23 protein-coding genes are annotated in these 25,842 nt (G+C 62.5%); 13 read left to right on the top strand and 10 right to left on the bottom strand.

Annotated features, from left to right (window positions below; all coding sequences use genetic code 11):
* Nucleotides 1–159 precede the first annotated feature (159 nt).
* The 7 genes from folK to dksA form a co-directional block, all read right to left on the bottom strand.
* Entirely contained in the window at nt 160–639 is a 480-nt protein-coding gene (gene folK, locus OZ911_RS24710; protein ID WP_016489154.1) for a 2-amino-4-hydroxy-6-hydroxymethyldihydropteridine diphosphokinase, read from the bottom strand.
* The gene (locus OZ911_RS24705) at nt 636–2,018 is read right to left on the bottom strand and encodes a polynucleotide adenylyltransferase PcnB (protein WP_268968495.1); all 1,383 of its coding nucleotides are present in this window, start codon (nt 2,016–2,018) and stop codon (nt 636–638) included. The genes folK and OZ911_RS24705 overlap by 4 nt, the downstream gene beginning before the upstream one ends.
* Nucleotides 2,019–2,991: 973 nt before the next feature.
* Nucleotides 2,992–4,437, bottom strand: a complete 1,446-nt coding sequence (locus OZ911_RS24700; RefSeq protein WP_016489152.1) for a sigma-54-dependent transcriptional regulator — start codon at nt 4,435–4,437, stop codon at nt 2,992–2,994.
* Between the two features lie 4 nt (nt 4,438–4,441).
* On the bottom strand, nt 4,442–7,417 hold the full coding sequence (locus tag OZ911_RS24695) for a sensor histidine kinase (protein WP_016489151.1): 2,976 nt from the start codon (nt 7,415–7,417) through the stop codon (nt 4,442–4,444).
* Nucleotides 7,401–7,577: a hypothetical protein gene (locus OZ911_RS24690; RefSeq protein ID WP_003250005.1), complete on the bottom strand. Its 177-nt coding sequence runs from the start codon at nt 7,575–7,577 to the stop codon at nt 7,401–7,403. The genes OZ911_RS24695 and OZ911_RS24690 overlap by 17 nt, the downstream gene beginning before the upstream one ends.
* A gap of 157 nt (nt 7,578–7,734) precedes the next feature.
* Nucleotides 7,735–8,622 carry a tRNA glutamyl-Q(34) synthetase GluQRS gene (gene gluQRS / locus OZ911_RS24685; protein WP_016489150.1) on the bottom strand — a complete coding sequence of 296 codons (888 nt, stop codon included), beginning with the start codon at nt 8,620–8,622 and terminating at the stop codon, nt 7,735–7,737.
* Between the two features lie 62 nt (nt 8,623–8,684).
* Nucleotides 8,685–9,128, bottom strand: a complete 444-nt coding sequence (gene dksA / locus OZ911_RS24680) for an RNA polymerase-binding protein DksA (protein ID WP_016489149.1) — start codon at nt 9,126–9,128, stop codon at nt 8,685–8,687.
* Nucleotides 9,129–9,338: 210 nt separating this feature from the next.
* Between dksA and OZ911_RS24675 the strand changes: the two genes are divergently transcribed.
* Nucleotides 9,339–10,511, top strand: a complete 1,173-nt coding sequence (locus tag OZ911_RS24675) for a pyridoxal phosphate-dependent aminotransferase (protein WP_016489148.1) — start codon at nt 9,339–9,341, stop codon at nt 10,509–10,511.
* Nucleotides 10,511–11,224 carry a DNA/RNA nuclease SfsA gene (gene sfsA / locus OZ911_RS24670; RefSeq protein ID WP_023049291.1) on the top strand — a complete coding sequence of 238 codons (714 nt, stop codon included), beginning with the start codon at nt 10,511–10,513 and terminating at the stop codon, nt 11,222–11,224. Before OZ911_RS24675 ends, sfsA begins: the two co-directional genes overlap by 1 nt.
* Here sfsA and OZ911_RS24665 read toward each other — a convergent pair.
* On the bottom strand, nt 11,214–11,531 hold the full coding sequence (locus OZ911_RS24665; RefSeq protein ID WP_016489146.1) for a Rieske (2Fe-2S) protein: 318 nt from the start codon (nt 11,529–11,531) through the stop codon (nt 11,214–11,216). The genes sfsA and OZ911_RS24665 overlap by 11 nt on opposite strands.
* 147 nt (nt 11,532–11,678) lie before the next feature.
* On the opposite strand from OZ911_RS24665, the gene OZ911_RS24660 reads away from it, so the two are divergent.
* From OZ911_RS24660 to OZ911_RS24645, 4 genes are read left to right on the top strand one after another with little or no spacing between them, the layout of a single operon-like run.
* On the top strand, nt 11,679–12,563 hold the full coding sequence (locus OZ911_RS24660; protein WP_023049290.1) for a heme/hemin ABC transporter substrate-binding protein: 885 nt from the start codon (nt 11,679–11,681) through the stop codon (nt 12,561–12,563).
* A 50-nt stretch (nt 12,564–12,613) separates the two neighbouring features.
* Nucleotides 12,614–13,597: a FecCD family ABC transporter permease gene (locus OZ911_RS24655; protein ID WP_161775545.1), complete on the top strand. Its 984-nt coding sequence runs from the start codon at nt 12,614–12,616 to the stop codon at nt 13,595–13,597.
* Nucleotides 13,597–14,364 (top strand): heme ABC transporter ATP-binding protein, encoded by a 768-nt coding sequence (locus OZ911_RS24650; RefSeq protein WP_016489143.1) that lies wholly within the window; start codon nt 13,597–13,599, stop codon nt 14,362–14,364. Before OZ911_RS24655 ends, OZ911_RS24650 begins: the two co-directional genes overlap by 1 nt.
* Before the next feature lie 12 nt (nt 14,365–14,376).
* The gene (locus OZ911_RS24645) at nt 14,377–15,267 is read left to right on the top strand and encodes a ChaN family lipoprotein (protein WP_070086834.1); all 891 of its coding nucleotides are present in this window, start codon (nt 14,377–14,379) and stop codon (nt 15,265–15,267) included.
* Between the two features lie 191 nt (nt 15,268–15,458).
* On the opposite strand, the gene OZ911_RS24640 is transcribed toward OZ911_RS24645, so the two are convergent.
* Together OZ911_RS24640 and OZ911_RS24635 are read right to left on the bottom strand one after the other, a co-directional pair.
* Complete coding sequence (locus OZ911_RS24640; RefSeq protein ID WP_016489141.1) at nt 15,459–15,737, bottom strand: TfoX/Sxy family protein; 279 nt, start codon at nt 15,735–15,737, stop codon at nt 15,459–15,461.
* 252 nt (nt 15,738–15,989) lie between these two features.
* Nucleotides 15,990–17,552, bottom strand: coding sequence for a bifunctional aminoglycoside phosphotransferase/ATP-binding protein (locus tag OZ911_RS24635; protein WP_070086835.1), 1,563 nt, complete (start codon nt 17,550–17,552; stop codon nt 15,990–15,992).
* Between the two features lie 114 nt (nt 17,553–17,666).
* Here OZ911_RS24635 and mrcB point away from each other — a divergent pair, with 114 nt between their 5' ends.
* The 7 genes from mrcB to pssA all read left to right on the top strand — a co-directional run bounded on the left by mrcB (nt 17,667) and on the right by pssA (nt 25,840).
* A complete protein-coding gene (mrcB, locus tag OZ911_RS24630; RefSeq protein WP_016489139.1) occupies nt 17,667–19,988 on the top strand; it encodes a penicillin-binding protein 1B in 2,322 nt (773 codons plus the stop codon).
* Nucleotides 19,989–20,003: 15 nt separating this feature from the next.
* Nucleotides 20,004–20,807 carry a tetratricopeptide repeat protein gene (locus OZ911_RS24625; protein WP_016489138.1) on the top strand — a complete coding sequence of 268 codons (804 nt, stop codon included), beginning with the start codon at nt 20,004–20,006 and terminating at the stop codon, nt 20,805–20,807.
* A complete protein-coding gene (locus OZ911_RS24620) occupies nt 20,807–21,139 on the top strand; it encodes a YqcC family protein (protein ID WP_016489137.1) in 333 nt (110 codons plus the stop codon). Before OZ911_RS24625 ends, OZ911_RS24620 begins: the two co-directional genes overlap by 1 nt.
* Nucleotides 21,140–21,549: 410 nt before the next feature.
* Nucleotides 21,550–23,274, top strand: coding sequence for an acetolactate synthase 3 large subunit (locus tag OZ911_RS24615; protein ID WP_031311555.1), 1,725 nt, complete (start codon nt 21,550–21,552; stop codon nt 23,272–23,274).
* A 1-nt stretch (nt 23,275) separates the two neighbouring features.
* Complete coding sequence (ilvN, locus tag OZ911_RS24610; protein WP_003250040.1) at nt 23,276–23,767, top strand: acetolactate synthase small subunit; 492 nt, start codon at nt 23,276–23,278, stop codon at nt 23,765–23,767.
* A 54-nt stretch (nt 23,768–23,821) separates the two neighbouring features.
* Nucleotides 23,822–24,838: a ketol-acid reductoisomerase gene (gene ilvC, locus OZ911_RS24605; RefSeq protein ID WP_003250043.1), complete on the top strand. Its 1,017-nt coding sequence runs from the start codon at nt 23,822–23,824 to the stop codon at nt 24,836–24,838.
* Between the two features lie 150 nt (nt 24,839–24,988).
* A complete protein-coding gene (gene pssA / locus OZ911_RS24600; RefSeq protein WP_003250045.1) occupies nt 24,989–25,840 on the top strand; it encodes a CDP-diacylglycerol--serine O-phosphatidyltransferase in 852 nt (283 codons plus the stop codon).
* Nucleotides 25,841–25,842 lie beyond the last annotated feature (2 nt).

Genomic DNA, 25,842 nt, shown 5'->3' with positions numbered 1-25,842 from the left:
CCGTCCGGGCCTAAATACGGGTATGCGGCACTTTGGGGCTGCACGGGACGCCTATAGTCGTGAGCGAGGTGGGGGAAGTCAATCACCCTGTTACCGCATTGTTACGATCAGGGTGTTACTGGCGTTACCGTGCCAGTGTGCAACGCTGGAACGCCCGGTTTACAGGCGTTCAAGGCCGACGAACGGGCAGTCGCCGAGCAATTGCGCGAGGGCGCGGCCATCTGCCAGGTGGAAGTCGTCCGGCACCAGTTCGGCCAGTGGGTACAGCACGAAAGGCCGGGCATGCATGTGGTAATGCGGCACTTTCAGGCGTGGCTCGTCGAGTACCAGGTCACCGAACAGCAGGATGTCCAGGTCCAGCGTGCGCGGGCCCCAGCGCTCCTTGCGCACGCGGCCCTGGCCGTTCTCGATGGCTTGCAGTGCATCGAGCAGCGCCAGAGGCGGCAGTGCGGTGTCCAGGGCGGCGACAGCGTTGGTGTAACGCGGTTGGCCGGGCAGCAGCGAATCGCTGGTGTACAAGGCCGAAGCCGCCACCAGGCGAGTACCCTCCACCTGGTCAAGCGCCTGCAAGGCACTGCGCAGTTGTTCGGCGGGTGCGTCCAGGTTGCTGCCCAGGCCGACGTAGGCGCGAGTCTTCACTCGGACGCCTCGTCACCACCGCGTTTGCGTTTGCTGGTGCTGCGTTTGCGTTTGCGCGGGCCGGCACCTTCGTCACGGCTGCCCAGCTCGCGAATCATCTCGCGACGCTCGCTGTCGTTGGCATCCTGGTAGTCGGTCCACCACTGGCCGAGGTCGTCGGTATCTTCCCCGGCGCTTTCACGCAGCAGCAGGAAGTCGTAACCGGCGCGGAAGCGAGGGTTGTCCAGCAGCATGTCGGCGCGTTTGCCGCTGCGCCGTGGCAGGCGCTCCTGCATGTCCCAGATCTCGCGGATCGGCAGCGTGAAACGCTTGGGGATGGCGATGCGCGCGCATTGCTCGGCGATCAGGTCGTGGGCCGCGCCGTTCATGGCGGGAATCGGCGGCACGCCCTGGTTCTGCAGGTGCAGCACGCGGGCCGGCAGGGCTGGCCACAGCAGTGCGGCGAACAGGAACGCCGGGGTTACCGGTTTGCCCTGCTTCACCCGCAGGTCGGTGTTTTGCAACGCTTGGCTGATCAGTGTGTGGGCGTAGGTCGGGCGCTCGTCCAGGGCGTGTGCGCTGGCCGGGAACAACGGCTCGAACAGCTGCAGGTCGACCAGCATCTCGAAGGCCATGGCGCCTTGGCCTGAGAGGAACAGCTTGAGGCTTTCCTCGAACAGGCGTGCGGGCGGAATCTCGCGCAGCAGCGGGGCAAGCTGGCGGATCGGCTGGACCGTGTGCTTCTCGATACCGAAGTCCAGCTTGGCGGCAAAACGCACCGCGCGCAGCATGCGCACAGGGTCTTCCTGGTAGCGGTGGGTCGGGTCGCCGATCAGCCGCAGCAGGCGGTTGCGCACATCGTGCACACCGTTGGCGTAATCGAGAATGCGCTCGCTGACCGGGTCGTAGTACAGGGCATTGATGGTGAAGTCGCGGCGTTGCGCGTCTTCTTCCAAGGTGCCGTACACGTTGTCACGCAGGATGCGGCCACTGGAATTGTGCGACGAACGGTGGCTGTCGCCCTGGTCGTCTTCCGAGTGAGGGGCGCGGAAGGTGGCAACTTCGATGATCTCACGGCCGAAATGCACGTGGACCAGTTTGAAGCGGCGACCAATGATGCGCGCGTTACGGAATTCGGCACGGACCTGTTCGGGGGTGGCGCTGGTGGCGACGTCGAAATCTTTCGGCGTAATGCCCAGCATCAGGTCGCGGACACAGCCACCGACCAGGTAAGCCTGGTAGCCGGCGCTCTGCAGGCGTTCCACGATATTCACCGCGTGGCGGCTGAACTGGTGGCGCTGCAGCGAGTGCTGGCTCTTGTTGATCACCTCAGGCGTAGTGCGCCTGTGGTGCGTGCCCGGTACGGGCGGGCGGAAAGACTGGAACAGCTTCTTCAGCATGGGATGCACTGTGTGAAGGAATGTTCGGCCAATAATAGGAGAATGGCCGCATGATGGGCGGGGATTCTAGCATTTACTCGGGGAATGGTGTAGGCGGGTAGCAGGATGCCTGCCAGAAGGGTAGAAACGACAAGGGGAGCCTAAGCTCCCCAAGAAGTCGTTGCGTGCTCTTATTGTTTTTTTTGCTGGGCTTTTTGTTTTTGTTGAGTGCCCTGTCCACAAATCTCGAAGCTTGTGGACGACCCCCAATCCAGGGGTTAAGAGCAAACGGATTGCTTTGGCCGCTGATGTCACGTTGATCTGTCGATCCAACCAGTTCAGGCGCTGCTTTTTAGTGCAGTTTTTGTTGTTCTCTGCCTGGTCGTGGGGCAAGCCCCAAACACGCATCCTCTCCAAAAGAATCAGTTAGCTGCGCCTCCGCCGTCTTGTTTTTATTGTGCGTGAGCCGTTTCGTCTTGTTCTTATTTTAGGTTGCAGTGCTTGTTATTGTTTTTGTACTAAGCATATAGCAGGTGCCGTGCCAACTTTTGCAAACCCAGTAAAATCAAGGGGTTGAGGCATTTCAGCAGTTTTCACGACGCTCAAAATGTCGCAATTTCGTTACCGTACGCCTCGGGAACTGTTACGGCGGAAAGGTTGGGTAACAGATTTTTGTGGGAACTGATGTGTTACCTGGGGTGTTTCCGGGCCAGATGTGTTCGCCACACCCCGTTCAGCGCCTGTGAGATCGAGCGCCGCCCGCGCGGCGCTTCGCGGGGCAAGCCCGCTCCCACATTTGTTTCGGGCCAATCAATCCTGAGGCATCGGAGCTCGCCCCTCTGTTGTTCCACTCAATCACGTCGTGCAGCAAGGGGCCGCGGGCCAATGGTGGCAGGAGATCTTGGCCCGAAACAGATGTGGGAGCGGGCTTGCCCCGCGAAGCGCCGCGCGGGCGGCGCTCGATCTCGAAGGCGACAACAATGCTGTGCCGAACTCAATTATCGCTGGTAGCGTTGCTCTTGCGCCGTGGAATGCCCAGGCGCTGGCGGCGTTCCCACAGGCACTTGCGGCTGACGCCAAGCTTGCGTGCCAGTTCGGTCTCGGTCATGTGGTCCTGATGCTCGAGTACGAAGTGCTGGAAGTAGTCTTCCAGCGACAGGTCCTCGGTCGGCTCGTGGCTGGCATTGGCAGCGCTGGCCACCACCAGGGCGTTGTTGAGGATCTCGTCCTCTTCCAGGTCGCTCAGCTCGATGTCGATGCCCAGCAGTTCGGCAGAAATTTCCGCGCTCTCGCTGAGGATCACCGCGCGCTCCACTGCGTTTTCCAGCTCTCGCACGTTACCCGGCCAGCTGTAGTGACGAATGGCTTGCTCGGCTTCGGCCGAGAAGTGCAGGTCGTCGCGGCCGATACGCGCGCTCTGGCGCGCCAGGAAGGCGCTGGCGATTTCGTTGACGTCGCTGCCGCGCTCGCGCAGGGCAGGCAGTTTCAGGGCGATCACGTGCAGGCGGTAGTAAAGGTCTTCGCGGAACTGGCCGGCCTTGGCCAGGTTCTTCAGGTCGCGGTGGGTCGCGGCGATCAGGCGCACATCGACCTTTTGCGATTGCACCGAACCCACCCGGCGAATCTCGCCTTCCTGCAGCACGCGCAGCAGGCGGGCCTGGGCTTCCAGCGGCAGTTCGCCGATTTCGTCGAGGAACAGCGTGCCGCCGTCGGCGGCTTCTACCAGGCCCGCACGCCCGGCGCTGGCGCCAGTGAACGCGCCTTTTTCGTGACCGAACAGTTCGGACTCGATCAGTGTCTCGGGGATGGCTGCGCAGTTCACCGAGATCATCGGTGCCTTGGCGCGGCGCGACAGGTTGTGCAGGGCGCGGGCCACCAGCTCTTTACCGGTACCCGATTCACCCTGGATCAGCACGTTGGAGTCGGTGGGCGCAACCTTGCGGATCTTGCTGTACATGTCCTGCATCGGCGGGCACGAGCCGATGATGCCGATTTCGCCATTGGCCGCAGCCGCGCTGCCTTTGTCGGCCGGGGCGGCCTTGCCATTGGCGGCGCGTGGCTCGGCAGCCGGTGCGGCGGCCGGGGTGTTCTGCCGGTCGCGCAGGATACGCGCCACGGCCTGCAGCATCTCGTCGTGGTCGAATGGCTTGGCGATGTAGTCCACCGCGCCCATTTTCATCGAGTCTACCGCCGAGCGCAGGCTGGCGTAACTGGTCATGATCAGCACCGGGGTGCCCTGACCAAGCTTGATCAGCTCGGTACCGGGTGCGCCTGGCAGGCGCAGGTCGCTGACGATCAGGTCGAAGGTGGCAATGCTGAAGCGTTCCTGGGCTTCCTGCACCGAGCCGGCTTCGCTGACTTGGTACTGGTTCCGCTCGAGCAGGCGACGCAAGGCCGAGCGGATGATGGTTTCGTCTTCGACGATCAGAATATGCGGCATTGATTCAATTCTCTCGACGGTCTCGAATTTCAGGGGACGTCGCTACGACATGCCGGGGCAGGGTCACGCGGATCCGGGTGCCACGTTGCCGTTCGATATCGGCCGGGCTGTCGATGGTGATTTGCCCATAATGCTCTTCCACGATGGAATAGACCAGAGCGAGCCCCAGTCCGGTTCCCTCGCCAGGGTCCTTGGTGGTGAAGAAGGGCTCGAACAGGCGGTCCATGATGTTCTTCGGTATCCCGCTGCCCTCGTCCTCGACGATCAGGTCGACGGTGTGTTCGCTGACCTCGGTGCGCACGCGCACGGCACTGCCGGGCTTTGATGCGTCGCGGGCGTTGGAGAGCAGGTTGATCAGCACCTGGGCCAGGCGCTGCGGGTCCCCTTCGGCCCAATGGTCGGGGTTGCAGAGGTTGAAGAACTGGACTTCGAAATTGCGCCGGTTCAAGGCCAGCAGACCGATGGCGTCCTGCGCCACTTCGGCCAGGCACACCGGTTCTTCGCTGTTCTGGTGGCTGCCGCCGGCATGGGCGAAGCTCATCAATGACTGGACGATGCGCGACACCCGCTTGGTCTGGTCGAGGATCTGGCTGGATAGCTCGATGATTTCGCCATCGCCCTCGCGTTCCTCGCGCAGGTTTTGCGCCAGGCAGGCGATGCCGGTTATCGGGTTGCCGATTTCGTGGGCCACGCCGGCGGCCAGGCGCCCAATGCTGGCCAGGCGCTCGGAGTGCACCAGCTTGTCTTCCAGTGCCTGGGTTTCGGTAAGGTCTTCCACCAACAGCACAAGGCCGCTGTTACCGGGTGCCAGGGGCTCGTCAATGGCTGCCTTGTGCAGGTTCAGCCAGCGCGGTTGCCCGTCCAGTGCCAGGCGCTGCTTGTGCAAGTGCTCGTCGGGCAGGTTGATGAAGCCTTGCAGCAGGCCGCGCCAGGGCTCGTCGATGGTGAGCAGACGCGAGCCGACCACGTGCTTGGCGGCGATGCCGGTGAGCTCTTCCATGGCCTTGTTCCACATCAGGATTTCCTGGTCCTTGGCCAGCGAACACACGCCCATGGGCAGCTCTTGCAGGGTCTGGCGATGGTAGCGGCGCAGGGCGTCGAGCTCGGCGGCCAGGCCGGTCAGGCGCGAGTGGTAGTCTTCCAGGCGGCTTTCGATGAAATGGATGTCTTCGGTCACATAGTTTTCGTTACCGGACTTGTAGGGCAGGAAGGTTTCGACCATGTCCTGGGCCACGCTCGGGCCCATCAGGCCGGACAGGTTGGCCTCGATGCGGTCGCGCAGGCGGCGCAAGGCGTAGGGGCGGCGCTCGTCGAACGGTAAGTAGAGGTCACGCAGGGCCTGCTCCACTTCTTTTTGTGCAGCCTTGGCACCCAGCGGCTTGGCCAGTTGGGTGGCAAACTCCTGCGGCGAGGCGGCGTGCAACTCGCGGCGCTGCGGGCGGCGTACGTTGTCCACGGCGCAGGCTTCTGCCGCGCTGACTTCTTCGCTGCTGGCGTTGGTGAACAGCGAGATCAGGGTGAACAGCAAAACGTTGGCCGCCAGCGAGGCAATGGCCGCCATGTGCCAGCTGGTATCGTCCAGCACATAGATCATGTCCAGCAGCGGTATATAGAAGCCCTGCAGGTTGCCCAGCAGCGGCAGCAGCATGGTCACCATCCACACCAGGGTGCCGGCCAGCAACCCGGCGATGAAGCCGCGCCGGTTGGCGGTGGGCCAGTACAGCACCGATAGTACGCCCGGCAGGAACTGCAGGGTGGCGACGAAGGCGACGATGCCCAGGTTGGCCAGGCTCTGGTGGTTGTTCTGGGTCAGGTAGAACATGAAGCCGGCGGTAATGATGGCGACGATCAGCGCGCGACGGGTCCACTTCAGCCAACGGTAGATGTTGCCTTCGGCCGGGGGCTGGTACAGGGGCAGCACCAGGTGGTTGAGGGCCATGCCCGACAGTGCCAGGGTGGTGACGATGATCAGGCCGCTGGCGGCTGACAAGCCGCCGATGTAGGCCAGCAGCGCCAGTGCTTCGTTGTTGGCGGCAATCCCCAGGCCCAGGGTGAAGTACTCGGGGTTGGTGCTGGCGCCCAGGCGCAGGCCGGCCCACAGCACCAGCGGCACGGCCAGGCTCATCAGCAGCAGGAACAGCGGCAGGCCCCAGCTGGCACTGACCAGCGAGCGCGGGTTGAGGTTTTCGGTGAAGGCCATGTGGTACATGTGCGGCATGACGATGGCCGAGGCGAAGAACACCAGCAGCAGGGTGCGCCATGGGCCTTCCTGCAGCGGGGTGTGCAGGGCGGCCAGGGCGGTCTGGTTCTGCAGTAGCCAGACCTCCAGCTCGTGCGGGCCGCCGAATACGCCGTACAGGGCGTAAAGGCCTATGCCGCCCAAGGCCAGCAGCTTGATCACCGACTCGAAGGCGATGGCGAACACCAGCCCTTCGTGTTTTTCGCGCGTGGCAATGTGTCGCGAGCCGAAGAAGATGGTGAACAGAATGATCAGCGTACAGAACGCAAAGGCTACCCTGGCCTTGACCGGCTCACCGGTGAGGATGCTGATCGAGTCGGCCACCGCCTGTATCTGCAGCGCCAGCAAGGGCAACACACCTATCAGCATGATGATGGTGGTCAATGCGCCGGCCCAGGTGCTGCGAAAGCGGAACGCCAGCAGGTCGGCCAGCGATGAAAGCTGGTAGGTGCGGGTGATCTTGAGGATCGGGTAGAGCAACACCGGTGCCAGCAGGAATGCGCCGGATACCCCCAGGTAACAGGCCAGGAAGCCATAGCCGTACTGGTAGGCCAGGCCCACCGAGCCATAAAAGGCCCAGGCACTGGCATACACGCCCAGCGACAGGGTGTAGGTGAGGGGGTGGCGAATGATCGAACGCGGGATCAACCCGCGCTCGCTGATCCAGGCCACGCCAAACAGCACCATGAGGTACCCGGCGCTGATCAGGATCATCTGGGTCAGGCTAAAGCTCATCGGCATCTCGTTGGCTCTGCAGGATGAAGGTGACGACGATCAGGATCAGCCAGAGCAGGTACGGGCGGTACCAGGCTCCGGTCGGTTCGATCCACCAGTCCATGATGGCCGGGGAGAACAGGTAGATCCCCACGACCAGAAGCAGGACCAAACGATAGATGTACATGCTGGCCTCGATGGTTGGGCGCTGCGGGCTTGGACTTATTATTGGCGCAAATGACTGGGGGGATGCTAGCGGGAATCCATTGCGTTAGCCAAGGGTTTGAAATTATTGGGCTTTTGTTATTGAGGGTTGGTTTGCCCGCGAAAGCGCCGGGCCTGCCTCAGCGCAAATCAGCCTCAGGCACCGTGGTCCGCTGCGCGATCGCCTCCGGCCGCCACTGCTTGCGGGCTATCGCCAACACTTCAGCCGGCGTAGCCAGTAGTAAATCGGGGTCTGTTTCTTGCCCCAGCGCCCGCAATGCCCGCAACAGCAGCGGTGTAGCCTGCTCAGCCTGCAGGGGTGGCGACCGGTACGACTTGCCCAGCTTGTGCCCATCCGGCTGCACGATCAGCGGAATATGCAGATAGCGCGGCTGTGAGAAGCCCAGCAGCTCCTGCAGGTACAGCTGCCGCGGGGTGTTGTCGAGCAGGTCGGCGCCGCGCACGATGTCGGTAACACCCTGCCAGGCATCGTCCAGCACCACCGCCAGCTGGTACGCATACAGCCCGTCGCGGCGCTGGATGACAAAGTCGCCTACCTCACGCCCCAGGTGTTGCTGGTACTCGCCCTGCACCCGGTCGGTAAAGCGGTAGATCAGCTCTGGCACGCGCAAGCGGATCGCCGCACCTTCACGGGCATGGCCGGCATTGCGGCACAGGCCTGGGTAAATGCCGTTGTAGCCCTCCAGCTGCTTGCGCGAGCAGGTACAGGCATAGGCCAGGCCCAGGTTGAACAGGCGGTCGACGACCGCGGCATAGGCGTCGTGCCGCTGGCTCTGGAACACGACCTCGCCATCCCATTCCAGCGCGTAACGCTCCAGGGTTTGCAGGATGGCATCACGGGCACCGGGCATTTCCCGGGGTGGGTCGGTGTCTTCCATGCGCAGCAACCAGCGGCCGTTCACGGCGCGGGCGTCGAGCCAGGAGGCCAGGGCGGCGACCAGCGAGCCGAAGTGCAAAAAGCCGCTGGGGGTGGGGGCGAAGCGCCCGATGTAGCTGGAGTCGGTCATGTCAGGCTGGGCATATAAATGAAACGGGGCGCATGAAGCGCCCCGTTCAGGTGGAAGAAAGGTCAGCCTTTACCGACCGTTTTTTCCTTTTTCTCGGCAATTTCCTTGCAGTCGAAACACAGGTCTGCGGTCGGACGGGCTTCCAGACGGCGCAGGCCGATCTCGATGCCGCAGGAATCACACCAGCCGTACTCTTCGTCCTGGATCTTCTGCAGGGTCTTGTCGATTTTCTTGATCAGCTTGCGCTCGCGGTCACGGTTGCGCAGCTCAAGAGCAAATTCTTCTTCCTGGCTGGCACGGTCGGCCGGGTCCGGGAAGTTCGCAGCTTCATCCTTCATGTGGTCTACGGTGCGATCCACACTGTGCATGAGCTCGCCTTTCCAGGCATTGAGAAGCTTGGTGAAGTGCTTCTTCATGGGCTCACCCATGTACTCTTCGCCCTTGGTCTCTTTATAGGGCTCGACACCGTACATGGTTCCGGTTTTTTGCTTTTCTACGGTGGACATGAATAGACCGCCTCTCACTCATCTGATCCAATGCGCAGGATGCTCCATCCCCGGCGACCGCCGGCCCTGCGACTGCGAGCCGCCGAACTTACCAGATAGATCGGGGGTGCGCTACCCCGCCCGATCCTGCTTATTGACATCGGCGCGAGCCGTACGTTCGTTGGCGTGCAGAGGTAGAATCTCCAGTTTAGACCCAATTGAGAGAAGGTCATGGCCCACCCCTACAGTGCGCGCAGCCGCGCCATCGAACCCTTCCACGTCATGGCGCTGCTGGCCCGGGCCAACGAGCTGCAGGCGGCCGGGCACGACGTGATCCACCTGGAAATCGGCGAGCCGGACTTCACCACGGCCGCACCGATCGTCGCCGCCGGCCAGGCCGCGCTGGCTGCCGGGCACACCCGCTACACCGCTGCACGCGGCCTGCCGGCACTGCGTGAAGCGATCGCCGGCTTTTATGGCCAGCGTTATGGCCTGAATATCGACCCGCAGCGCATCCTGATTACCCCAGGTGGTTCTGGCGCGCTGCTGCTGGCCAGCAGTCTGCTGGTCGACCCGGGCAAGCACTGGCTGCTGGCCGACCCGGGTTACCCGTGCAATCGCCACTTCCTGCGCCTGGTCGAGGGCGGGGCGCAGCTGGTGCCGGTGGGCCCGGAGGTGAACTACCAGCTGACCGCCGACCTGGTCGAACGTTACTGGGACAAGGACACGGTCGGTGCCCTGGTCGCGTCGCCGGCTAACCCGACTGGTACTGTGCTGGGGCGCGAAGCGTTGGCCAGCCTTGCCAAAGCCACCCATGAGCGGCATGGCCACCTGGTGGTGGACGAGATCTACCATGGCCTCACCTATGGCATGGACGCGCCAAGTGTGCTGGAAGTCGACGACTCGGCGTTCGTCCTGAATAGTTTTTCCAAGTATTACGGCATGACCGGTTGGCGCCTTGGCTGGCTGGTGGCCCCACCCGGCGCAGTGGCCGACCTGGAGAAACTGGCGCAGAACCTGTACATCAGTGCACCGAGCATGGCCCAGCATGCCGCGCTGGCATGCTTCCAGCCCGAGAGCCTGGCCATTTTCGAGGAGCGCCGCGCCGAGTTCGCCCGCCGCCGCGACTACCTGCTGCCCGCCCTGCGCGAACTGGGCTTCCGCATAGCCGTCGAGCCGCAGGGGGCGTTTTACCTGTATGCCGATATCAGTGCCTTTGGCGGTGATGCGTTTGCCTTCTGCCGGCACTTTCTGGAAACCGAGCACGTGGCCTTTACGCCGGGCCTGGACTTTGGCCGTCACCTGGCTGGGCACCATGTGCGCTTTGCCTACACCCAGAGCCTGCCGCGCCTGGAAGAGGCGGTGCAGCGCATTGCCCGTGGCCTGCGGAGCTGGCAAGGCTGATGCAGTTCTATCCCCCACTCGAACAGGGCCGCCTGCTGCGCCGTTACAAGCGCTTTCTGGCGGACATCGAACTGGCCAGCGGCGAACAGCTGACCATTCACTGCCCGAACACCGGTTCCATGCTCAATTGCATGCGTGAAGGCGGGCAGGTGTGGTTTAGCCGCTCCAACGACCCCAAGCGCAAACTGCCAGGCACCTGGGAAATCAGCGAAACCCCACAGGGGCGGCTGGCCTGTGTGAACACTGGGCGGGCTAACGCGCTGGTCGAAGAGGCACTGCGGGCCGGCGTCATCGCCGAACTGGCCGGTTTTACCGCGCTCAAGCGCGAAGTCGCGTACGGAGAGGAAAGCAGCCGCATCGACTTTCGCCTGGAGTTCGACGGTGCCCCTGCGTATGTCGAGGTGAAGAGCGTGACCTTGGGTTACCCCGACAGCACGGTCGCGGCTTTTCCCGATGCGGTGACACAGCGCGGTGCCAAGCACCTGCGCGAGCTGGCGAAGCTGGCCCGGCAGGGCGTGCGGGCGGTGCAGTTGTACTGCGTGAACCTGACTGGCATCAATGCCGTACGCCCAGCTGAGGAAATCGACGCAGCCTATGCCCAGGCCCTGCGTGCGGCGGTGGCGGACGGGGTGGAGGTGCTGGCCTACGGCACCCGCCTGAGCGCCGAAGGCATTGTTATTGATTGCCGCCTGCCGGTGCTGCTTACGCCGTGAGCCAGATGCCTTGGCTGTCTTCGTGACAGCCCAGGGCCAGCAGTTGCTCACCCTCGCAAGGGCCGGCTACGCACTCGCCGCTTTCAATCAGGAACAGCGCGCCATGGTGGGCGCAGTGGATGAGGCTGGCGCTGTCATCGAGAAAGGCATCTTGCGTCCAGTTCAGCGGGATGCTGCGGTGCGGGCACCGGTTGCGGTAGAGGTACACCTGGCCCTGGCGGCGCACGCCGAACAGTTCGAGGCCGTCTACGCTGAAGGCGCGGCTTTGGCCTTCGGCCAGGGTGTGGGAGGTACAGAGCAAGTGCATGGCGAGGACGACTCATGAAACAGATGATGACTTGACGCGTCAATGCGAATAATTATCAAATTGCCCGCATTCGCTGCGCCTGGCCCCTATGGTGCGCAGTTCTGTCGCCCGCCACAAGGCGCGCGGCTCGCCTTCAGAAGGAACCCCATGATGCGCCGTCCAGTCGCCTTGCTCGCCCTCTGCGCAAGCCTTGTGCTCTCCACCACGGCCCTGGCGGCCGAGTTGCCGCAACGCTGGGTCAGCGCGGGTGGCGCCCTGAGCGAGTGGATAACTGCATTGGGCGGCGAAGCGCGGCTTGTCGGTGTGGACACCACCAGCCAGCACCCGGCATCGCTGAAATCACTGCCCAGCGTGGGTTACCAGCGGCAGTTGTCCGCTGAAGGCATTCTCAGCCTCCGCCCGGATGTACTGGTGGGCACCGAGGAAATGGGCCCGCCGCCGGTACTGGCGCAAATTCGCAAGGCCGGTGTGCAGGTGGAGTTGTTCTCCAGCAAGGCCGAACTGACGGCGGTGGATGAAAACCTCAAGCATCTGGGGCAGTTGCTTGGCGCAGAGCAGCAAGCTTCGGCGTTGGCGGCGGGCTACCACCAGCAGATCGAGGCGGTGCAGGCCAAGGTCAAGCAGGCTCAGGCAGGGCAAAAGGCACCTGGGGTGCTACTGCTGGTCGGCCATGCCGGGGCCAAGCCGCTGATCGCCGGGCAGGGCACTGCGGGTGACTGGCTGCTGGGCCAGGCGGGTGGGCACAACCTGGCAGAACATCAAGGCTACAAGAACTTCTCCAACGAAGCCTTGGCGGCGCTGGACCCGGATGTGATCGTGTTTTCCGACCGGGCGCTGGCCGATGAGCAGGCCTTGCAGGCGCTGTTGAAAGAAAACCCCGCGCTGGCTGCCTCGCGGGCTGTGCGTGAGAAACGCCTGGTGTCACTGGACCCGACGCTGCTGGTAGGCGGGCTTGGCCCACGCCTGCCATCGACCTTGCAGTCGCTGGCAGCCACCTTCTACCCGGCGGCCCAGGCCAGCTTCGCGCAATGAAACAGCGGGTCCAGCCACGTACGTTGTTCATTTGCCTTAGTCTGCTGTGCCTGTTGGCGGTGTGGTTGTCGCTGGCCTTGGGGCCGGTCAGCCTGCCGCTGTTCGACACCCTGCGCGCCGGCCTGCGCCTGTTGGGGCTGCCGATTGCGGCTGACGGCCTGCAGCAGGCCGAGATGATCCTGGGCCAGATCCGCCTGCCGCGTACCTTGCTCGGGCTGGCGGTGGGCGCGGTGCTGGCGCTGTCCGGCGTGGCCATGCAGGGGCTGTTCCGCAACCCGCTGGCCGATCCAGGGCTGGTGGGGGTTGCCGCTGGGGCGGCGATGGGTGCAGCGGTCGCCATTGTCGGTGGTGCCTGGTTTGGCGGCATGCCGGACGCTTTCGCGCCCTATCTGTTGTCGTTCTGCGCTTTTGTCGGGGGGCTTGGGGTGACCGCGTTGGTCTACCGACTGGGGCGGCGCGATGGCCAGACCAACGTTGCCACGATGCTGCTGGCGGGCGTGGCCATGACTGCGCTGGGCGGCGCGGCCGTTGGGCTGTTCTCTTACCTGGCCGACGACGCCACCCTGCGCACACTGACATTCTGGAACCTCGGCAGCCTGAACGGTGCCAGCTACGAACGGCTGTGGCCGTTGCTACTGGTGGCGGCGGGGGTAGCGGTGTGGCTGCCGCGCCGGGCCAAGGCGCTGAATGCCCTGTTACTGGGTGAGTCGGAGGCGCGCCACCTGGGCGTTGACGTGGAGCGACTCAAGCGCGAGCTGGTGTTCTGCACGGCGCTGGGCGTAGGTGCGGCAGTGGCAGCAGCAGGGCTGATCGGTTTCATCGGCCTGGTGGTGCCGCACCTGGTGCGCTTGCTGGCCGGGCCTGATCACCGCGTGGTGCTACCGGCCTCGTTGCTGGCCGGGGGCGTGCTGATGCTGTTCGCCGACCTGGCGGCGCGGCTGCTGCTGGCACCTGCCGAGTTGCCGATTGGTATTGTCACGGCCTTCATTGGTGCGCCGTTCTTTCTGGTCCTGCTGATAAGAGGGCGCAGCTGATGTTGCAAGTCGAAGGCCTGCACCTGCGGCGGGGGAGCAACGAAGTGCTGCACGACATTCACCTGCAACTGAGCCCGGGGCAGGTGGTGGGTGTGCTCGGCCCCAACGGTGCCGGCAAGAGCAGCCTGCTGGCTGTGTTGTGTGGCGAGCTGGCGCCCGAGCGAGGGCGGGTGACGTTGCAGGGCCGGCCCCTCACCGATTGGCCTGGGCAGGAGCGGGCCAGGCGCCTGGCAGTGTTGCCACAGGTGTCCAGCCTGGGCTTCTCGTTCCGGGTCGAGGAAGTGGTGGGCATGGGGCGCATGCCTCATGGCACCGGGCAGCAGCGCGATGCGCAAATTGTCGAAGCGGCGTTGCAGGCGGCGGATGCCTGGCACCTGGTGGGGCGCAGTTACCTGGCGCTCTCCGGTGGCGAGCGGCAGCGGGTGCACCTGGCCCGCGTGCTGGCCCAGCTATGGCCGGGCGAGGAGGGGGCCACGCTGCTGCTCGACGAACCGACCTCGATGCTCGACCCACTGCACCAGCACACTACCCTTGAATCCGTGCGCCGCTTCGCCGACCGCGGCGCTGCGGTGCTGGTGATCCTGCATGACCTGAATCTGGCTGCGCGCTACTGTGACCGTATCCTGTTGCTGGAGCAGGGGCGCTGCCATGCGTTTGCCACGCCCGAAGCGGTATTGACGCCAGCGGCACTGAAGGCGGTGTACGGTATCGACGTACTGGTGCAGGCGCACCCAGAGCGTGGGCACCCACTGATCATCACACGCTAGGAGGCATTGTCGATGCGTCATCTGCTGCTGTCGGGTTTCTCGCTTTGCCTGATGTTGTCACTGGGCGGCTGCCAGGCCAGCCTGCCGCCACTGCCCTCCTGGCAGAGCAGTGAAGGGCGCACGCATGCCGAGTTGGGGCACATCATCGATCTTGCCAGTGGCCGGGCGATCAGCCCTGAGCAACTGGTGCAGCGCCTGGCAGGCACCCCTCGCGTGCTGGTGGGCGAAAAACATGACAACCCGGACCATCACGCGTTGCAACTCTGGCTGCTACGGGCGATGCAGGGGAACCGCGTGCAAGGCAGTCTCCTGCTGGAAATGCTGCAGCCTGAGCAGCAACCGCTGGTCGACAAGGTTCAGGGGCAGCCGCTGCCGGCGAACTTGCCCAAGGCGCTGGCCTGGCAGGAAGGGTGGGATTGGCAGCTGTACGGGCCGATAGTGCGTGAGGCCTTGCAGGACCGAGTGCAACTGCTGGCTGCCAACCTGTCGCCTGGTGAGATGCGTCAGGCCTATCGACAGCCAGCCCCGCTGACTGGCAAAAGGTCCAATGCACCGGCGGTAAAGGCTGCTTTGCTCGAGCAGGTACGCGCGGGCCATTGTGGGATGCTGCCGGAAAGCCAGTTGCCGGCGATGCTGGCCGTGCAGCAGCAGCGCGACCGGCGCATGGCCGAGCGGTTGCTGTCCGCGCCGCAGCCAGCGTTGCTGTTTGCCGGGGCCTATCACGTGCGCAAGGACCTGGGCATACCCTTGCACCTGGCAGATCTGGGGGCGTCGGCGTCGGGGGAGACCAAGGTATTGCTGCTGGCCGAGGTGGGCGAGCAGGTTGAGCCAGGCCAGGCTGATTACGTGTGGTACACCGCGGCGATGCCGGAGCAGGATTACTGCGCGCAGTTTCGCCAGTAGTGTGGGCCAGGCGGCACAAACCCCCAGGCAAAAAAAGACCCGGCAAAATGCCGGGTCAATAACCGTGATTAGCCTGATGAGGAGATAATCTGAGAGTCCGAACCAGGGGCTCTTAGGTTATCCAACCAGTCTCGCGACCAGTTGTGATAATCATAACAATTCTCATTCAGGCGTCAATCCCTTCCCCACGATTATTTTGGATTTTTTTGCGTAGGATTTTTCGCGTCCAGTTGTTGATTGAGCGCTTCTTTGCGTTCGAGCGGCAAATCGTTCCAGTGCATGTCCAGCAAGGCGCCCTCAATGGCGTACAACAGCACCTTGGAGGCGCGGAACCCTCGTGTCTTGACGGCCTGGTAGGCACCCACCGCACCCAGGCGACGCAGATCCGATGCGCTGTGGATGCCGGCGGCATGCAGCCACTGCGCAGAGGTCTTGCCAAGGTTCTTCAGGTGCTGCAATTCATCGTTCATCGAGCCTCCTTGCGATGGCTGAACGTGGATTGGAGGATAAATCGCGAGCAGGTCAGAGAGGAGTGTAGCGGGGGTTAAGAAATGCGCGGCCTTTTGCCATCGGGGGCGATGAACTGCCTTTGGGAAGTAGCCTGTTCTGGCCCCATCGCCGGCAAGCCAGCCCCCACAGGTACACCGCAGGCCTTGAGGGCGAGGGTGTAACTGTGGGAGCTGGCTTGCCGGCGATAGGGCCGGTACAGGAAAACGGCGAACTTACAGGCCTGGCAACCGCTGGCGAATCTGCTCGATCACCTGGTCCATGCTGCCAGCATCCTGGGTATCGACCCGTGTGCTCTGCACCAGCTCCTGCGCATCCAACGCTTCACGGCTCGCCTGCTGGGCCTTGACCACATCCAGGGTGGCATCGGAGGGGTCGGTGTTTTCGGCCTGACGCTGCTCCAGCCAGCTGGCGATGACGGCCTCGGGTGCGTGGCAGTCGAGGATCAGGAACGGCACACCGGTCTGGCTGGCGACGTCTGCAGCAGCCTGGCGCTGTTCACGCTTGAGGTAGGTGGCATCCAGCACCACCGGGAAGCCGGCGCGCAAAACGGTGGCTGCCACTTCATGCAAACGTTGGTAGGTGGCGGCACTGGCATCCGGGTCATAAATGCCTGCAGTGAGTTGGCCGGCGTGGTCGTGCGGCTGATCGCCGAACAGGCGCTTGCGCTCGACGTCGGAGCGCACGCGAATGGCGCCCAAGGCCTCGACCAGGCGCATTGCCACGTGGCTCTTGCCCACTGCCGAGACACCATGGGTGATGGCCAGCAGCCGCGAAGGGATGGCGCTGTAGCTTTCCGCCAGGTTGGCGTAGTTGCGGTAGGTGCGCAGGGTAGTGGCCCGCTGCACGCCATCGGCATTGGCCGGCATGCTGAACAGCGCGACCTTGGCCCGTACCAGGGCGCGATAGGCTTTGTAGAAGTTGAGCACCTCCAGGCCTTCATAATCGCCGGTCAGCTCCAGGTACTGACTGATGAAACGTCGTGCCAGGCACTTGAGGCCGCGATCTTCCAGGTCCATGGCGAGGAAGCCGGTGTCGGCCCAGACATCGGTCATGCGGAACGGTTCGTTGAACTCGATGCAGTCGAAGATCACCACCTGGCCGTTGATCAGGGTCGCGTTGCCCAGGTGGATGTCGCCATGACACTCGCGGGTAAAGCCATTGGCCTTGCGCGAGGCGAACAGGCCTTGCAGCCGCTCGAAACTGCTCCGCGCCCACGCCTGCAGGTTGTCCAGTTGCAGCAGGTCGGCCTTGTCGCTGAGGAATGGGCGGATCTGCTCGAAGTTCTGCTCGACCGGGGCCATGACGCTTTCAGGCGAACCGTAGGGCTGCTCGGCAGATACCTTGGGGGTCTGCAGGTGAAACTCGGCAATTTGCCGGGCCATCTGGTCAATGTGCGCGGCATTCAGTTCACCATTGGCCTGCAGGGTGCTGAGCATCTGCCCCTGAGGGAACTGGCGCATCTTCAGCGCGTATTCGATGGCCTCGCCGTCGCCACCGATCTGCGGCGCTTCGACACTACCGGTCACCGCCAATACCTCCAGGTACAGGCCATCGGTCATGCGCTGGTTCAGGCGCAACTCTTCGTTACAGAAATGCTGGCGCTGACCCAGTTCGGTGAAATCGAGGAAGCCGAAGTTCATCGGTTTCTTGATCTTGTAGGCGTACTCGCCGGTGAGCAGCACCCAGGAGATATGCGTCTCGATGAGCTGGAACCCATCCACGGGGTGAGGGTACAGGGCGGGGTTCTGCAACGCAGTGATAAGAGCTTGGCTCACGGCAAATCCTTCCGGGGCAGGGAATTCGAATGCGCCATTATGGTCAATGGTGCCGTCCCTGCCTACCGCTGGGCCGTCTGCCCAGCCTTTATAAAGTGCGTATAATCCGCCGCCATGACCCGATCTCGAAATCCTCGTACCCCTCAGAAACCCTCGACCAGCCGTTCTCGCGCCTGGCTGGGCTGGGCTTTGAAGCTCAGCCTGGTAGGCCTGGTGATCGTTGCCGGCTTCGCGGTTTACCTCGATGCTGTCGTGCAGGAGAAGTTCTCCGGCAAGCGCTGGACCATCCCGGCCAAGGTGTATGCCCGGCCGCTGGAGCTCTTTACTGGTCAAAAACTGAGCAAAAACGACTTCCTTACCGAACTCGATGCGCTCGGCTACCGGCGTGAGAGCGCGGCCAACGGCCCAGGTGCGGCGGCCGTCAACGGCAATACCGTCGACCTCAACACCCGTGGCTTCCAGTTCTACGAGGGGATGGAACCGGCGCAGTTCGTGCGCGTGCGCTTCTCCGGCGATTACGTGGCGGGCCTTTCTGCGGCCAACGGCAAGGCGCTCGACGTGGTGCGGCTGGAGCCGCTGATGATCGGCGGCATCTACCCGAAGAACCTCGAAGACCGCATCCTGATCAAGATCGATCAGGTACCCAAGTACCTGCTCGAAACACTGGTAGCGACCGAAGACCGCGACTTCTACAGCCACTACGGCGTGTCGCCCAAGTCCATCGCCCGGGCAATGTGGGTCAACACCTCGTCGGGGTCCATGCGCCAGGGGGGCAGTACCCTGACCCAACAGCTGGTGAAGAACTTCTACCTCAGCAGTGAGCGCAGCCTCAGCCGAAAGCTGACCGAGGCAATGATGGCGATGCTGCTTGAGCTGCATTACGACAAGCGCGAGATTCTCGAGGCCTACCTCAACGAGGTGTTCGTCGGTCAGGATGGCCAACGTGCAGTTCACGGTTTCGGTCTGGCCAGCCAGTTCTTCTTCAGCCAACCGCTGTCTGAGCTGAAACTGCACCAGATCGCCCTGCTGGTAGGCATGGTCAAAGGCCCGTCCTACTACAACCCGCGGCGTTACCCTGACCGTGCCCTGGCTCGCCGCAACCTGGTGCTCGACCTGGTGGCCGAGCAAGGCGTGGCCAGCCAGGCGGAAGTTGATGCAGCGAAGAAGATGCCGCTGGGCGTGACCAAGCGCGGCAGCCTGGCTGACAGCTCGTTCCCGGCCTTCCTCGACCTGGTCAAGCGTCAACTGCGCCAGGACTACCGCGACGAAGACTTGACTGAAGAAGGCCTGCGTATTTTCACCAGCTTCGACCCGATCCTGCAGATGAAGGCCGAAACTTCGATGAGCGAGACCTTCAAGCGCCTGTCGGGGCGCAAGGGTGCTGACGAGGTGGAATCGGCAATGGTCGTGACCAACCCGGAAACCGGTGAGGTACAGGCGCTGATCGGCAGCCGCCTGGCAGGCTTCGCCGGTTTCAACCGGGCCATTGATGCTGTGCGGCCGATCGGCTCGCTGGTAAAACCGTCGGTGTACCTGACTGCGCTGGAGCAGCCGAGCAAGTACACCCTGACCAGCTGGGTGCAGGATGAGCCATTTTCGGTCAAGGGTGCCGATGGTCAGGTCTGGCGCCCACAAAACTACGACCGTCGACCGCATGGCACCATCTATCTGTATCAGGGGCTTGCCAACTCGTACAACCTTTCGACTGCCAAGCTTGGCCTGGAAGTGGGCGTGCCCAATGTGATCAAGACCATTGGCCGGCTAGGGGTAAATGTCGACTGGCCAGCCTTCCCGGCCATGCTGCTGGGTGCTGGTGGCATGTCGCCGATGCAGGTTGCAACCATGTACCAGACCATCGCCAACGGCGGTTTCAACACCCCGATGCGCGGTATCCGCAGCGTGTTGACTGCCGAAGGCGAGCCGCTCAAGCGCTACCCGTTCCAGATCCAGCAAACCTTCGACCCGGGCGCCATCTACCTGGTGCAGAACGCCATGCAGCGGGTCATGCGCGAAGGTACCGGGCGCTCGGTGTACAACACCTTGCCGCGCTCGCTGACCCTGGCGGGCAAGACCGGTACCAGTAACGACTCGCGCGACAGCTGGTTCTCCGGCTTCAGCCAGGACCTGCTGGCCGTGGTGTGGATGGGCCGTGACGATAACGGCAAAACACCCTTTACCGGTGCCACCGGTGCCCTGCAGGTATGGACCAGTTTCATGAAAAAGGCCGACCCGCTGCCGCTGGACATGCCGCAACCGGACAACGTGGTGCAGGCCTGGATCGACCCTTACACTGGCCATGGGTCTGATGCCAGCTGTCCGGGAGCGGTGCAGATGCCGTATATTCGCGGGAGTGAACCGCCCGCCGGTGCGACCTGTGGCGGCGAGCAGAATCCTGCCGAGTCGGTCATGGACTGGGTCAAAGGCTGGATGAATTAAGCACAGGCTGCATTGATGAGGTGTGACGTGAACAAGTGGCTGTTTCCTGCCGTGACGGCGTTGGCTGTGCTCCAGGGGTGCTCCAGCGTCCCGCGCGGCAATATACCGGTGGTCGATTCGAGCACCCGCGTGTCCAACAGCGAGCGCGTGACGGCTAACCGCTCGGCGGGTGGCTATAACACGGGCACCGCGCAAGCGCAGACGCTGCCCGAAGACTCCGGTGTTACCGTGATGATTCCGCAGGGCGCTGGCGCTTCAGGTATCCAGACGTTCCCGGCTGCCAATGGCGCGGCACCGATCAGCACCTCGCCTATCACGCCTGGCCCGATTACCCCGGGCCCGGTCAGTTCGGCGCCGATGACCACAAACCCGAACCCGATCGCCGACGAGCCGTTCGACATCGCGGCCATGAACAGCGCCCCGGCAAGCACCAGCGCGCCAACCGGTATTCCGCGCAGCAGCACCGCTGCCGGTGGTCTGTCGGCCGACGAGCAGCTAGATGGCCCGGTGCTGGCCCTGTTGACCACCGCGCAGACCCAGCAGGGCAGTGGTGACTTCAACGGCGCTGCTTCGAGCCTTGAGCGTGCCCAGCGTATTGCCCCGCGCGAGCCGCAAGTGCTGTACCGCCTGGCCCAGGTACGCCTGTCGCAGGGTGATGCCGCCCAGGCCGAACAGTTGGCGCGTCGCGCCCTGACTTACGCCAACGGCCGGCCAAGCCTGCAGGCCGAGCTATGGAACACCATCGCCCAGGCCCGTGAAAAGCAAGGTGACAGCGCTGGCGCAGCACTGGCCCGGCAGAAGGCACGGGTCAATTCGTGATGATCGAGCAACGTATTCTGGATATTGCCGACCACCTGTTGCTGATCGAACGTGAACTGGTGGTGCAGGGGTGGTGGGATGACGAGCCACCCAGCGACGAGGCATTGGCCAGTACTGTGCCGTTCGCTGTCGATACCCTCAGTTTCGAGCAGTGGCTGCAATGGATTTTCCTGCCGCGCATGAAGATCATCATCGAGCTGGGCCATCCCCTGCCCAACGCCTCCAGCATCCTGGTCATGGCCGAGACCGTGTTTACCGACCGGCCGGAGCAAAGTCGTGAGCTGCGCCGACTGTTGGCAGCATTTGACCAATTGATCGCTCCTTCCGCCTGATTTCTTCAGTTTTTCCTTCAAGGGCCGCAGATTGTGGCCCTTTTTTGTGGAAATCTTATTTATTCTGCTGCTGAAGCGATTTTTAGTGGTGGCAGGAATTCATCTTGGGGAAAAATTGGCAATAATTTTTCTTGACATGTTGGCGCCGAATCACAAGAATCCAACTTCCGCTGTAGAGGGACTGCCAGAAGCAGACCCGCTAGGCAGATCATGAGGTGCACACCCGCGCCGACCTGTTACACCCCGCAACGCGTTACCTCGCGCTGGGTGGGAAAACCCCGCAACACTCTGGGGTGCTCCCAATACTTGCTCAGTCAGTGCTGACGTTTTCGCTCATGCTCTGCTTGGCAGTAAACCTATTAAGACCCGTCCACTAGGGACGGTATTCTGGCGTTTTAGAGGTGAACAACGTGGAGCTTTTATCTGGCGCTGAGATGGTCGTCCGCTTTTTGCGTGACGAAGGCGTTAAGCACATCTACGGGTACCCTGGTGGTGCTCTCCTGCATGTTTACGACGCGCTGTTCAAAGAACCGGAAGTGGAACACATCCTGGTTCGTCACGAGCAGGCGGCAACCCATATGGCGGACGGCTATGCCCGCGCCACCGGCAAGGCCGGTGTGGTGCTGGTAACCTCCGGCCCGGGCGCGACCAATGCCATTACCGGCATTGCCACCGCCTACATGGATTCGATTCCGATGGTCATCCTGTCCGGCCAGGTGCCTAGCACCATGGTGGGTACCGATGCCTTCCAGGAAACCGACATGATTGGTATCTCGCGGCCGATCGTGAAGCACAGCTTCATGATCAAGAACCCGACCGAGATCCCTGAAGTCCTCAAGAAAGCTTTCTACCTGGCGCAATCCGGTCGCCCAGGTCCGGTCGTGGTCGACATTCCAAAAGATATGACCAACCCGGCCGAGAAGTTCGAATACGTCTATCCGAAAAAGGTCAAGCTGCGCTCCTACAGCCCGGCGGTCCGTGGCCATTCTGGCCAGATCCGCAAGGCTGCCGAGATGCTCCTGGCTGCCAAGCGCCCGATCGTCTACTCCGGTGGTGGCGTGATTCTGGGTGGTGGCTCCGAAGCCCTGACCGAAATCGCCAAGTCGCTGAACCTGCCGGTCACCAACACCCTGATGGGGCTGGGTGGCTTCCCGGGTACTGACCGCCAGTTCCTCGGCATGCTTGGCATGCACGGCAGCTACACCGCCAACATGGCCATGCACAATGCCGACGTGATCCTCGCTGTGGGCGCACGCTTTGACGACCGTGTGGTCAACGGCCCGGCCAAGTTCTGCCCGAACGCCAAGATCATCCACATCGACATCGACCCGGCGTCGATCTCCAAGATGATCAAAGCCGACGTGCCAATCGTTGGTCCGGTCGACAGCGTGCTCAGCGAAATGCTCGGCATCCTCAAGGAAATCGGCGAGCAGCCTGACAAGGCGGCGCTGGATGCCTGGTGGAAGCAGATTGACGAATGGCGTGGCGATGGCGAGCTGTTCCCTTACGACAAGGGCGATGGCAACGTCATCAAACCGCAGAAAGTCATCGAGACCCTGTGCGAAGTGACCAATGGCGATGCCTTTGTGACCTCCGACGTGGGCCAGCACCAGATGTTTGCGGCGCAGTACTACCGCTTCAACAAGCCGAACCGCTGGATCAACTCCGGTGGCCTGGGCACCATGGGCTTCGGCTTCCCGGCGGCGATGGGCGTGAAGCTCAACTTCCCGGACCAGGACGTTGCCTGTGTGACCGGCGAAGGCAGCATCCAGATGAACATCCAGGAGCTGTCCACCTGCATGCAGTACGGCCTGCCGGTGAAAATCGTCAACCTCAACAACGGTGTGCTGGGCATGGTCCGCCAGTGGCAGGACATGGCCTACAACGGTCGTCACTCGCACTCGTACGTCGAGTCGCTGCCTGACTTCATCAAGCTGGCCGAGGCCTATGGCCATGTGGGTATCCGCATCACCAGCCTGAAGGACCTCAAGCCGAAGCTGGAAGAAGCGTTTGCGATGAAGGACCGCCTGGTGTTCATCGACATCGCGGTTGACCGCAGCGAGCACGTCTATCCGATGCAGATCAAGGATGGCTCGATGCGTGACATGTGGCTGAGCAAGACGGAGCGTACCTGATATGCGGCACATCATTTCCCTGCTGCTGGAAAACGAACCAGGTGCGTTGTCCCGTGTGGTCGGCCTGTTCTCCCAGCGCAACTACAACATTGAAAGCCTGACCGTGGCGCCGACCGAAGACCCGACCCTGTCGCGTCTGACGCTGACCACCGTTGGCCATGACGAAGTGATCGAACAGATCACCAAGAACCTGAACAAGCTGGTCGAAGTGGTCAAGCTTGTCGACCTGTCGGAAAGCGCTCATATCGAGCGCGAACTGATGCTGGTCAAGGTCAAGGCCACCGGTGCCCAGCGCGCCGAGATCAAGCGCACCACGGATATCTTCCGTGGCCAGATTGTCGACGTGACCGCCAGCGTGTACACCGTGCAGCTGAGCGGCACCAGTGACAAACTGGACAGCTTCATCCAGGCGATCGGCACTGCATCGATTCTCGAAACCGTGCGCAGCGGCGTTACCGGCATTGCCCGTGGCGACAAAGTGCTCAGCATCTAAATTCAAAAATTAGCGATGGCTCCGCAGGGGCCGAGATATAACCAGGGGTATTTCATGAAAGTTTTCTACGATAAAGACTGCGACCTTTCCATCATCCAGGGCAAGAAAGTCGCCATCATCGGTTACGGCTCCCAGGGCCACGCTCAAGCGTGCAACCTGAAGGACTCCGGTGTAGACGTTACCGTCGGTCTGCGTAAAGGTTCGGCTACCGTTGCCAAGGCTGAAGCCCACGGCCTGAAAGTTGCCGACGTTGCAACCGCTGTCGCTGCGGCTGACCTGGTCATGATCCTGACCCCGGACGAGTTCCAGGGCGCGCTGTACAAGAACGAGATCGAGCCGAACATCAAGAAGGGCGCTACCCTGGCCTTCTCCCACGGCTTCTCGATCCACTACAACCAGGTTGTTCCGCGTGCCGACCTCGACGTGATCATGATCGCACCGAAGGCCCCGGGCCACACCGTTCGCTCCGAGTTCGTCAAAGGCGGCGGCATCCCTGACCTGATCGCTATCTACCAGGACGCTTCGGGCAATGCCAAGAACGTCGCCCTGTCTTACGCTTCGGGCGTTGGTGGTGGCCGTACCGGCATCATCGAAACCACCTTCAAGGACGAGACTGAAACCGACCTGTTCGGTGAGCAGGCCGTTCTGTGCGGCGGTACCGTCGAGCTGGTCAAAGCCGGTTTCGAAACCCTGGTCGAAGCTGGCTACGCGCCAGAAATGGCCTACTTCGAGTGCCTGCACGAACTGAAGCTGATCGTTGACCTCATGTACGAAGGCGGCATCGCCAACATGAACTACTCGATCTCCAACAACGCCGAATACGGTGAGTACGTTACCGGCCCGGAAGTCATCAACGAAGAATCCCGCAAGGCCATGCGCAACGCCCTGAAGCGCATCCAGGACGGCGAGTACGCGAAGATGTTCATCTCCGAAGGTGCTACCAACTACCCATCGATGACCGCCAAGCGCCGCAACAACGCCGCTCACGGTATCGAAATCATCGGCGAGCAACTGCGCTCGATGATGCCATGGATCTCGGCTAACAAAATCGTCGACAAGACCAAGAACTAAGTCTTATCGATAGATGAAAAACGCGGCTTCGGCCGCGTTTTTTCGTTCTGGGAGCCCGCTTCTGGTATAAAGCAGACCAGTGGCCTGCTGTCAGAACCTGTTTCGCGGGCCCGTGTCGAACATTTTCCATCCTGTTGCAAGGTACCCTTTATGAGCGAACGTCCCGAAGAGCCGAACAAGCCCTCCGACGCCGAAAGCCTGCTACCTGTCGATGAGCACGTTGAAGAAGGGCATGACGCCGAAGGCCGCAAGGTGCGCCACCGCGGCATCTACCTGCTGCCCAACCTGTTTACCACCGCCAACCTATTTGCCGGCTTCTATTCCATCATCAGCTCGATGAGCGCACAGAGCGCCCTGAGTGCCGGTGACCCGCGCGAGGCGAGCAAGTACTTCGCCTTTGCCGCCATCGCCATCTTCGTGGCCATGGTGCTCGATGGCCTGGACGGCCGCGTTGCACGCATGACCAATACCCAGAGTGCCTTCGGTGCCGAGTACGACTCGCTGTCGGACATGGTTGCCTTCGGCGTGGCCCCTGCTTTGCTGGCATTTGGCTGGGCGCTGGGTGACATGGGCAAGGTCGGCTGGATGGTCGCCTTCATTTATGTGGCCGGTGCAGCGTTGCGTCTGGCACGCTTCAATACCCAGGTCGGCACTGCCGACAAGCGTTACTTCATCGGCCTGGCCAGCCCGGCTGCCGCAGGGGTGGTGGCGGGTACCGTGTGGGCGTTCAGCGATTACGGCATTCAGGGCTCCAAGCTGTCGTTCCTGGTGGCGCTGCTGGTAGCGGCTGCCGGCATGCTGATGGTCAGCAATATCAAGTACAACAGCTTCAAGGAGCTGGACCTCAAGGGGCGCGTGCCGTTCGTGGCCATCCTTGCCGTGGTGCTGGTATTTGCCGTCGTGTTCAGCGACCCGCCGCGCATCCTGCTGCTGATCTTCCTCGCGTATGCGGCATCTGGCCCGATCCAGTTCCTGCTGAAGGCGCGCCGGCGCAAAGCGTGAAA

The sequence above is a fragment of the Pseudomonas fortuita genome (genome assembly GCF_026898135.2).
Taxonomy (GTDB): Bacteria; Pseudomonadota; Gammaproteobacteria; order Pseudomonadales; family Pseudomonadaceae; genus Aquipseudomonas; species Aquipseudomonas fortuita.
Note: the sequence above shows the minus strand (reverse complement) of the source record. Positions and strands in the feature narration are given on the sequence as shown.

Bases quoted from the DNA above. Each gene is read 5' to 3' on its own strand.
- OZ911_RS24705 (WP_268968495.1), bottom strand. From the start codon at position 2,018: ATGCTGAAGAAGCTGTTCCAGTCTTTCCGCCCGCCCGTACCGGGCACG.
- OZ911_RS24700 (WP_016489152.1), bottom strand. From the start codon at position 4,437: ATGCCGCATATTCTGATCGTCGAAGACGAAACCATCATCCGCTCGGCC.
- OZ911_RS24695 (WP_016489151.1), bottom strand. From the start codon at position 7,417: ATGCCGATGAGCTTTAGCCTGACCCAGATGATCCTGATCAGCGCCGGG.
- OZ911_RS24690 (WP_003250005.1), bottom strand. From the start codon at position 7,577: ATGTACATCTATCGTTTGGTCCTGCTTCTGGTCGTGGGGATCTACCTG.
- gluQRS (WP_016489150.1), bottom strand. From the start codon at position 8,622: ATGACCGACTCCAGCTACATCGGGCGCTTCGCCCCCACCCCCAGCGGC.
- dksA (WP_016489149.1), bottom strand. From the start codon at position 9,128: ATGTCCACCGTAGAAAAGCAAAAAACCGGAACCATGTACGGTGTCGAG.
- OZ911_RS24675 (WP_016489148.1), top strand. From the start codon at position 9,339: ATGGCCCACCCCTACAGTGCGCGCAGCCGCGCCATCGAACCCTTCCAC.
- sfsA (WP_023049291.1), top strand. From the start codon at position 10,511: ATGCAGTTCTATCCCCCACTCGAACAGGGCCGCCTGCTGCGCCGTTAC.
- OZ911_RS24665 (WP_016489146.1), bottom strand. From the start codon at position 11,531: ATGCACTTGCTCTGTACCTCCCACACCCTGGCCGAAGGCCAAAGCCGC.
- OZ911_RS24660 (WP_023049290.1), top strand. From the start codon at position 11,679: ATGATGCGCCGTCCAGTCGCCTTGCTCGCCCTCTGCGCAAGCCTTGTG.
- OZ911_RS24650 (WP_016489143.1), top strand. From the start codon at position 13,597: ATGTTGCAAGTCGAAGGCCTGCACCTGCGGCGGGGGAGCAACGAAGTG.
- OZ911_RS24645 (WP_070086834.1), top strand. From the start codon at position 14,377: ATGCGTCATCTGCTGCTGTCGGGTTTCTCGCTTTGCCTGATGTTGTCA.
- OZ911_RS24640 (WP_016489141.1), bottom strand. From the start codon at position 15,737: ATGAACGATGAATTGCAGCACCTGAAGAACCTTGGCAAGACCTCTGCG.
- mrcB (WP_016489139.1), top strand. From the start codon at position 17,667: ATGACCCGATCTCGAAATCCTCGTACCCCTCAGAAACCCTCGACCAGC.
- OZ911_RS24625 (WP_016489138.1), top strand. From the start codon at position 20,004: ATGAGGTGTGACGTGAACAAGTGGCTGTTTCCTGCCGTGACGGCGTTG.
- OZ911_RS24620 (WP_016489137.1), top strand. From the start codon at position 20,807: ATGATCGAGCAACGTATTCTGGATATTGCCGACCACCTGTTGCTGATC.
- ilvN (WP_003250040.1), top strand. From the start codon at position 23,276: ATGCGGCACATCATTTCCCTGCTGCTGGAAAACGAACCAGGTGCGTTG.
- ilvC (WP_003250043.1), top strand. From the start codon at position 23,822: ATGAAAGTTTTCTACGATAAAGACTGCGACCTTTCCATCATCCAGGGC.
- pssA (WP_003250045.1), top strand. From the start codon at position 24,989: ATGAGCGAACGTCCCGAAGAGCCGAACAAGCCCTCCGACGCCGAAAGC.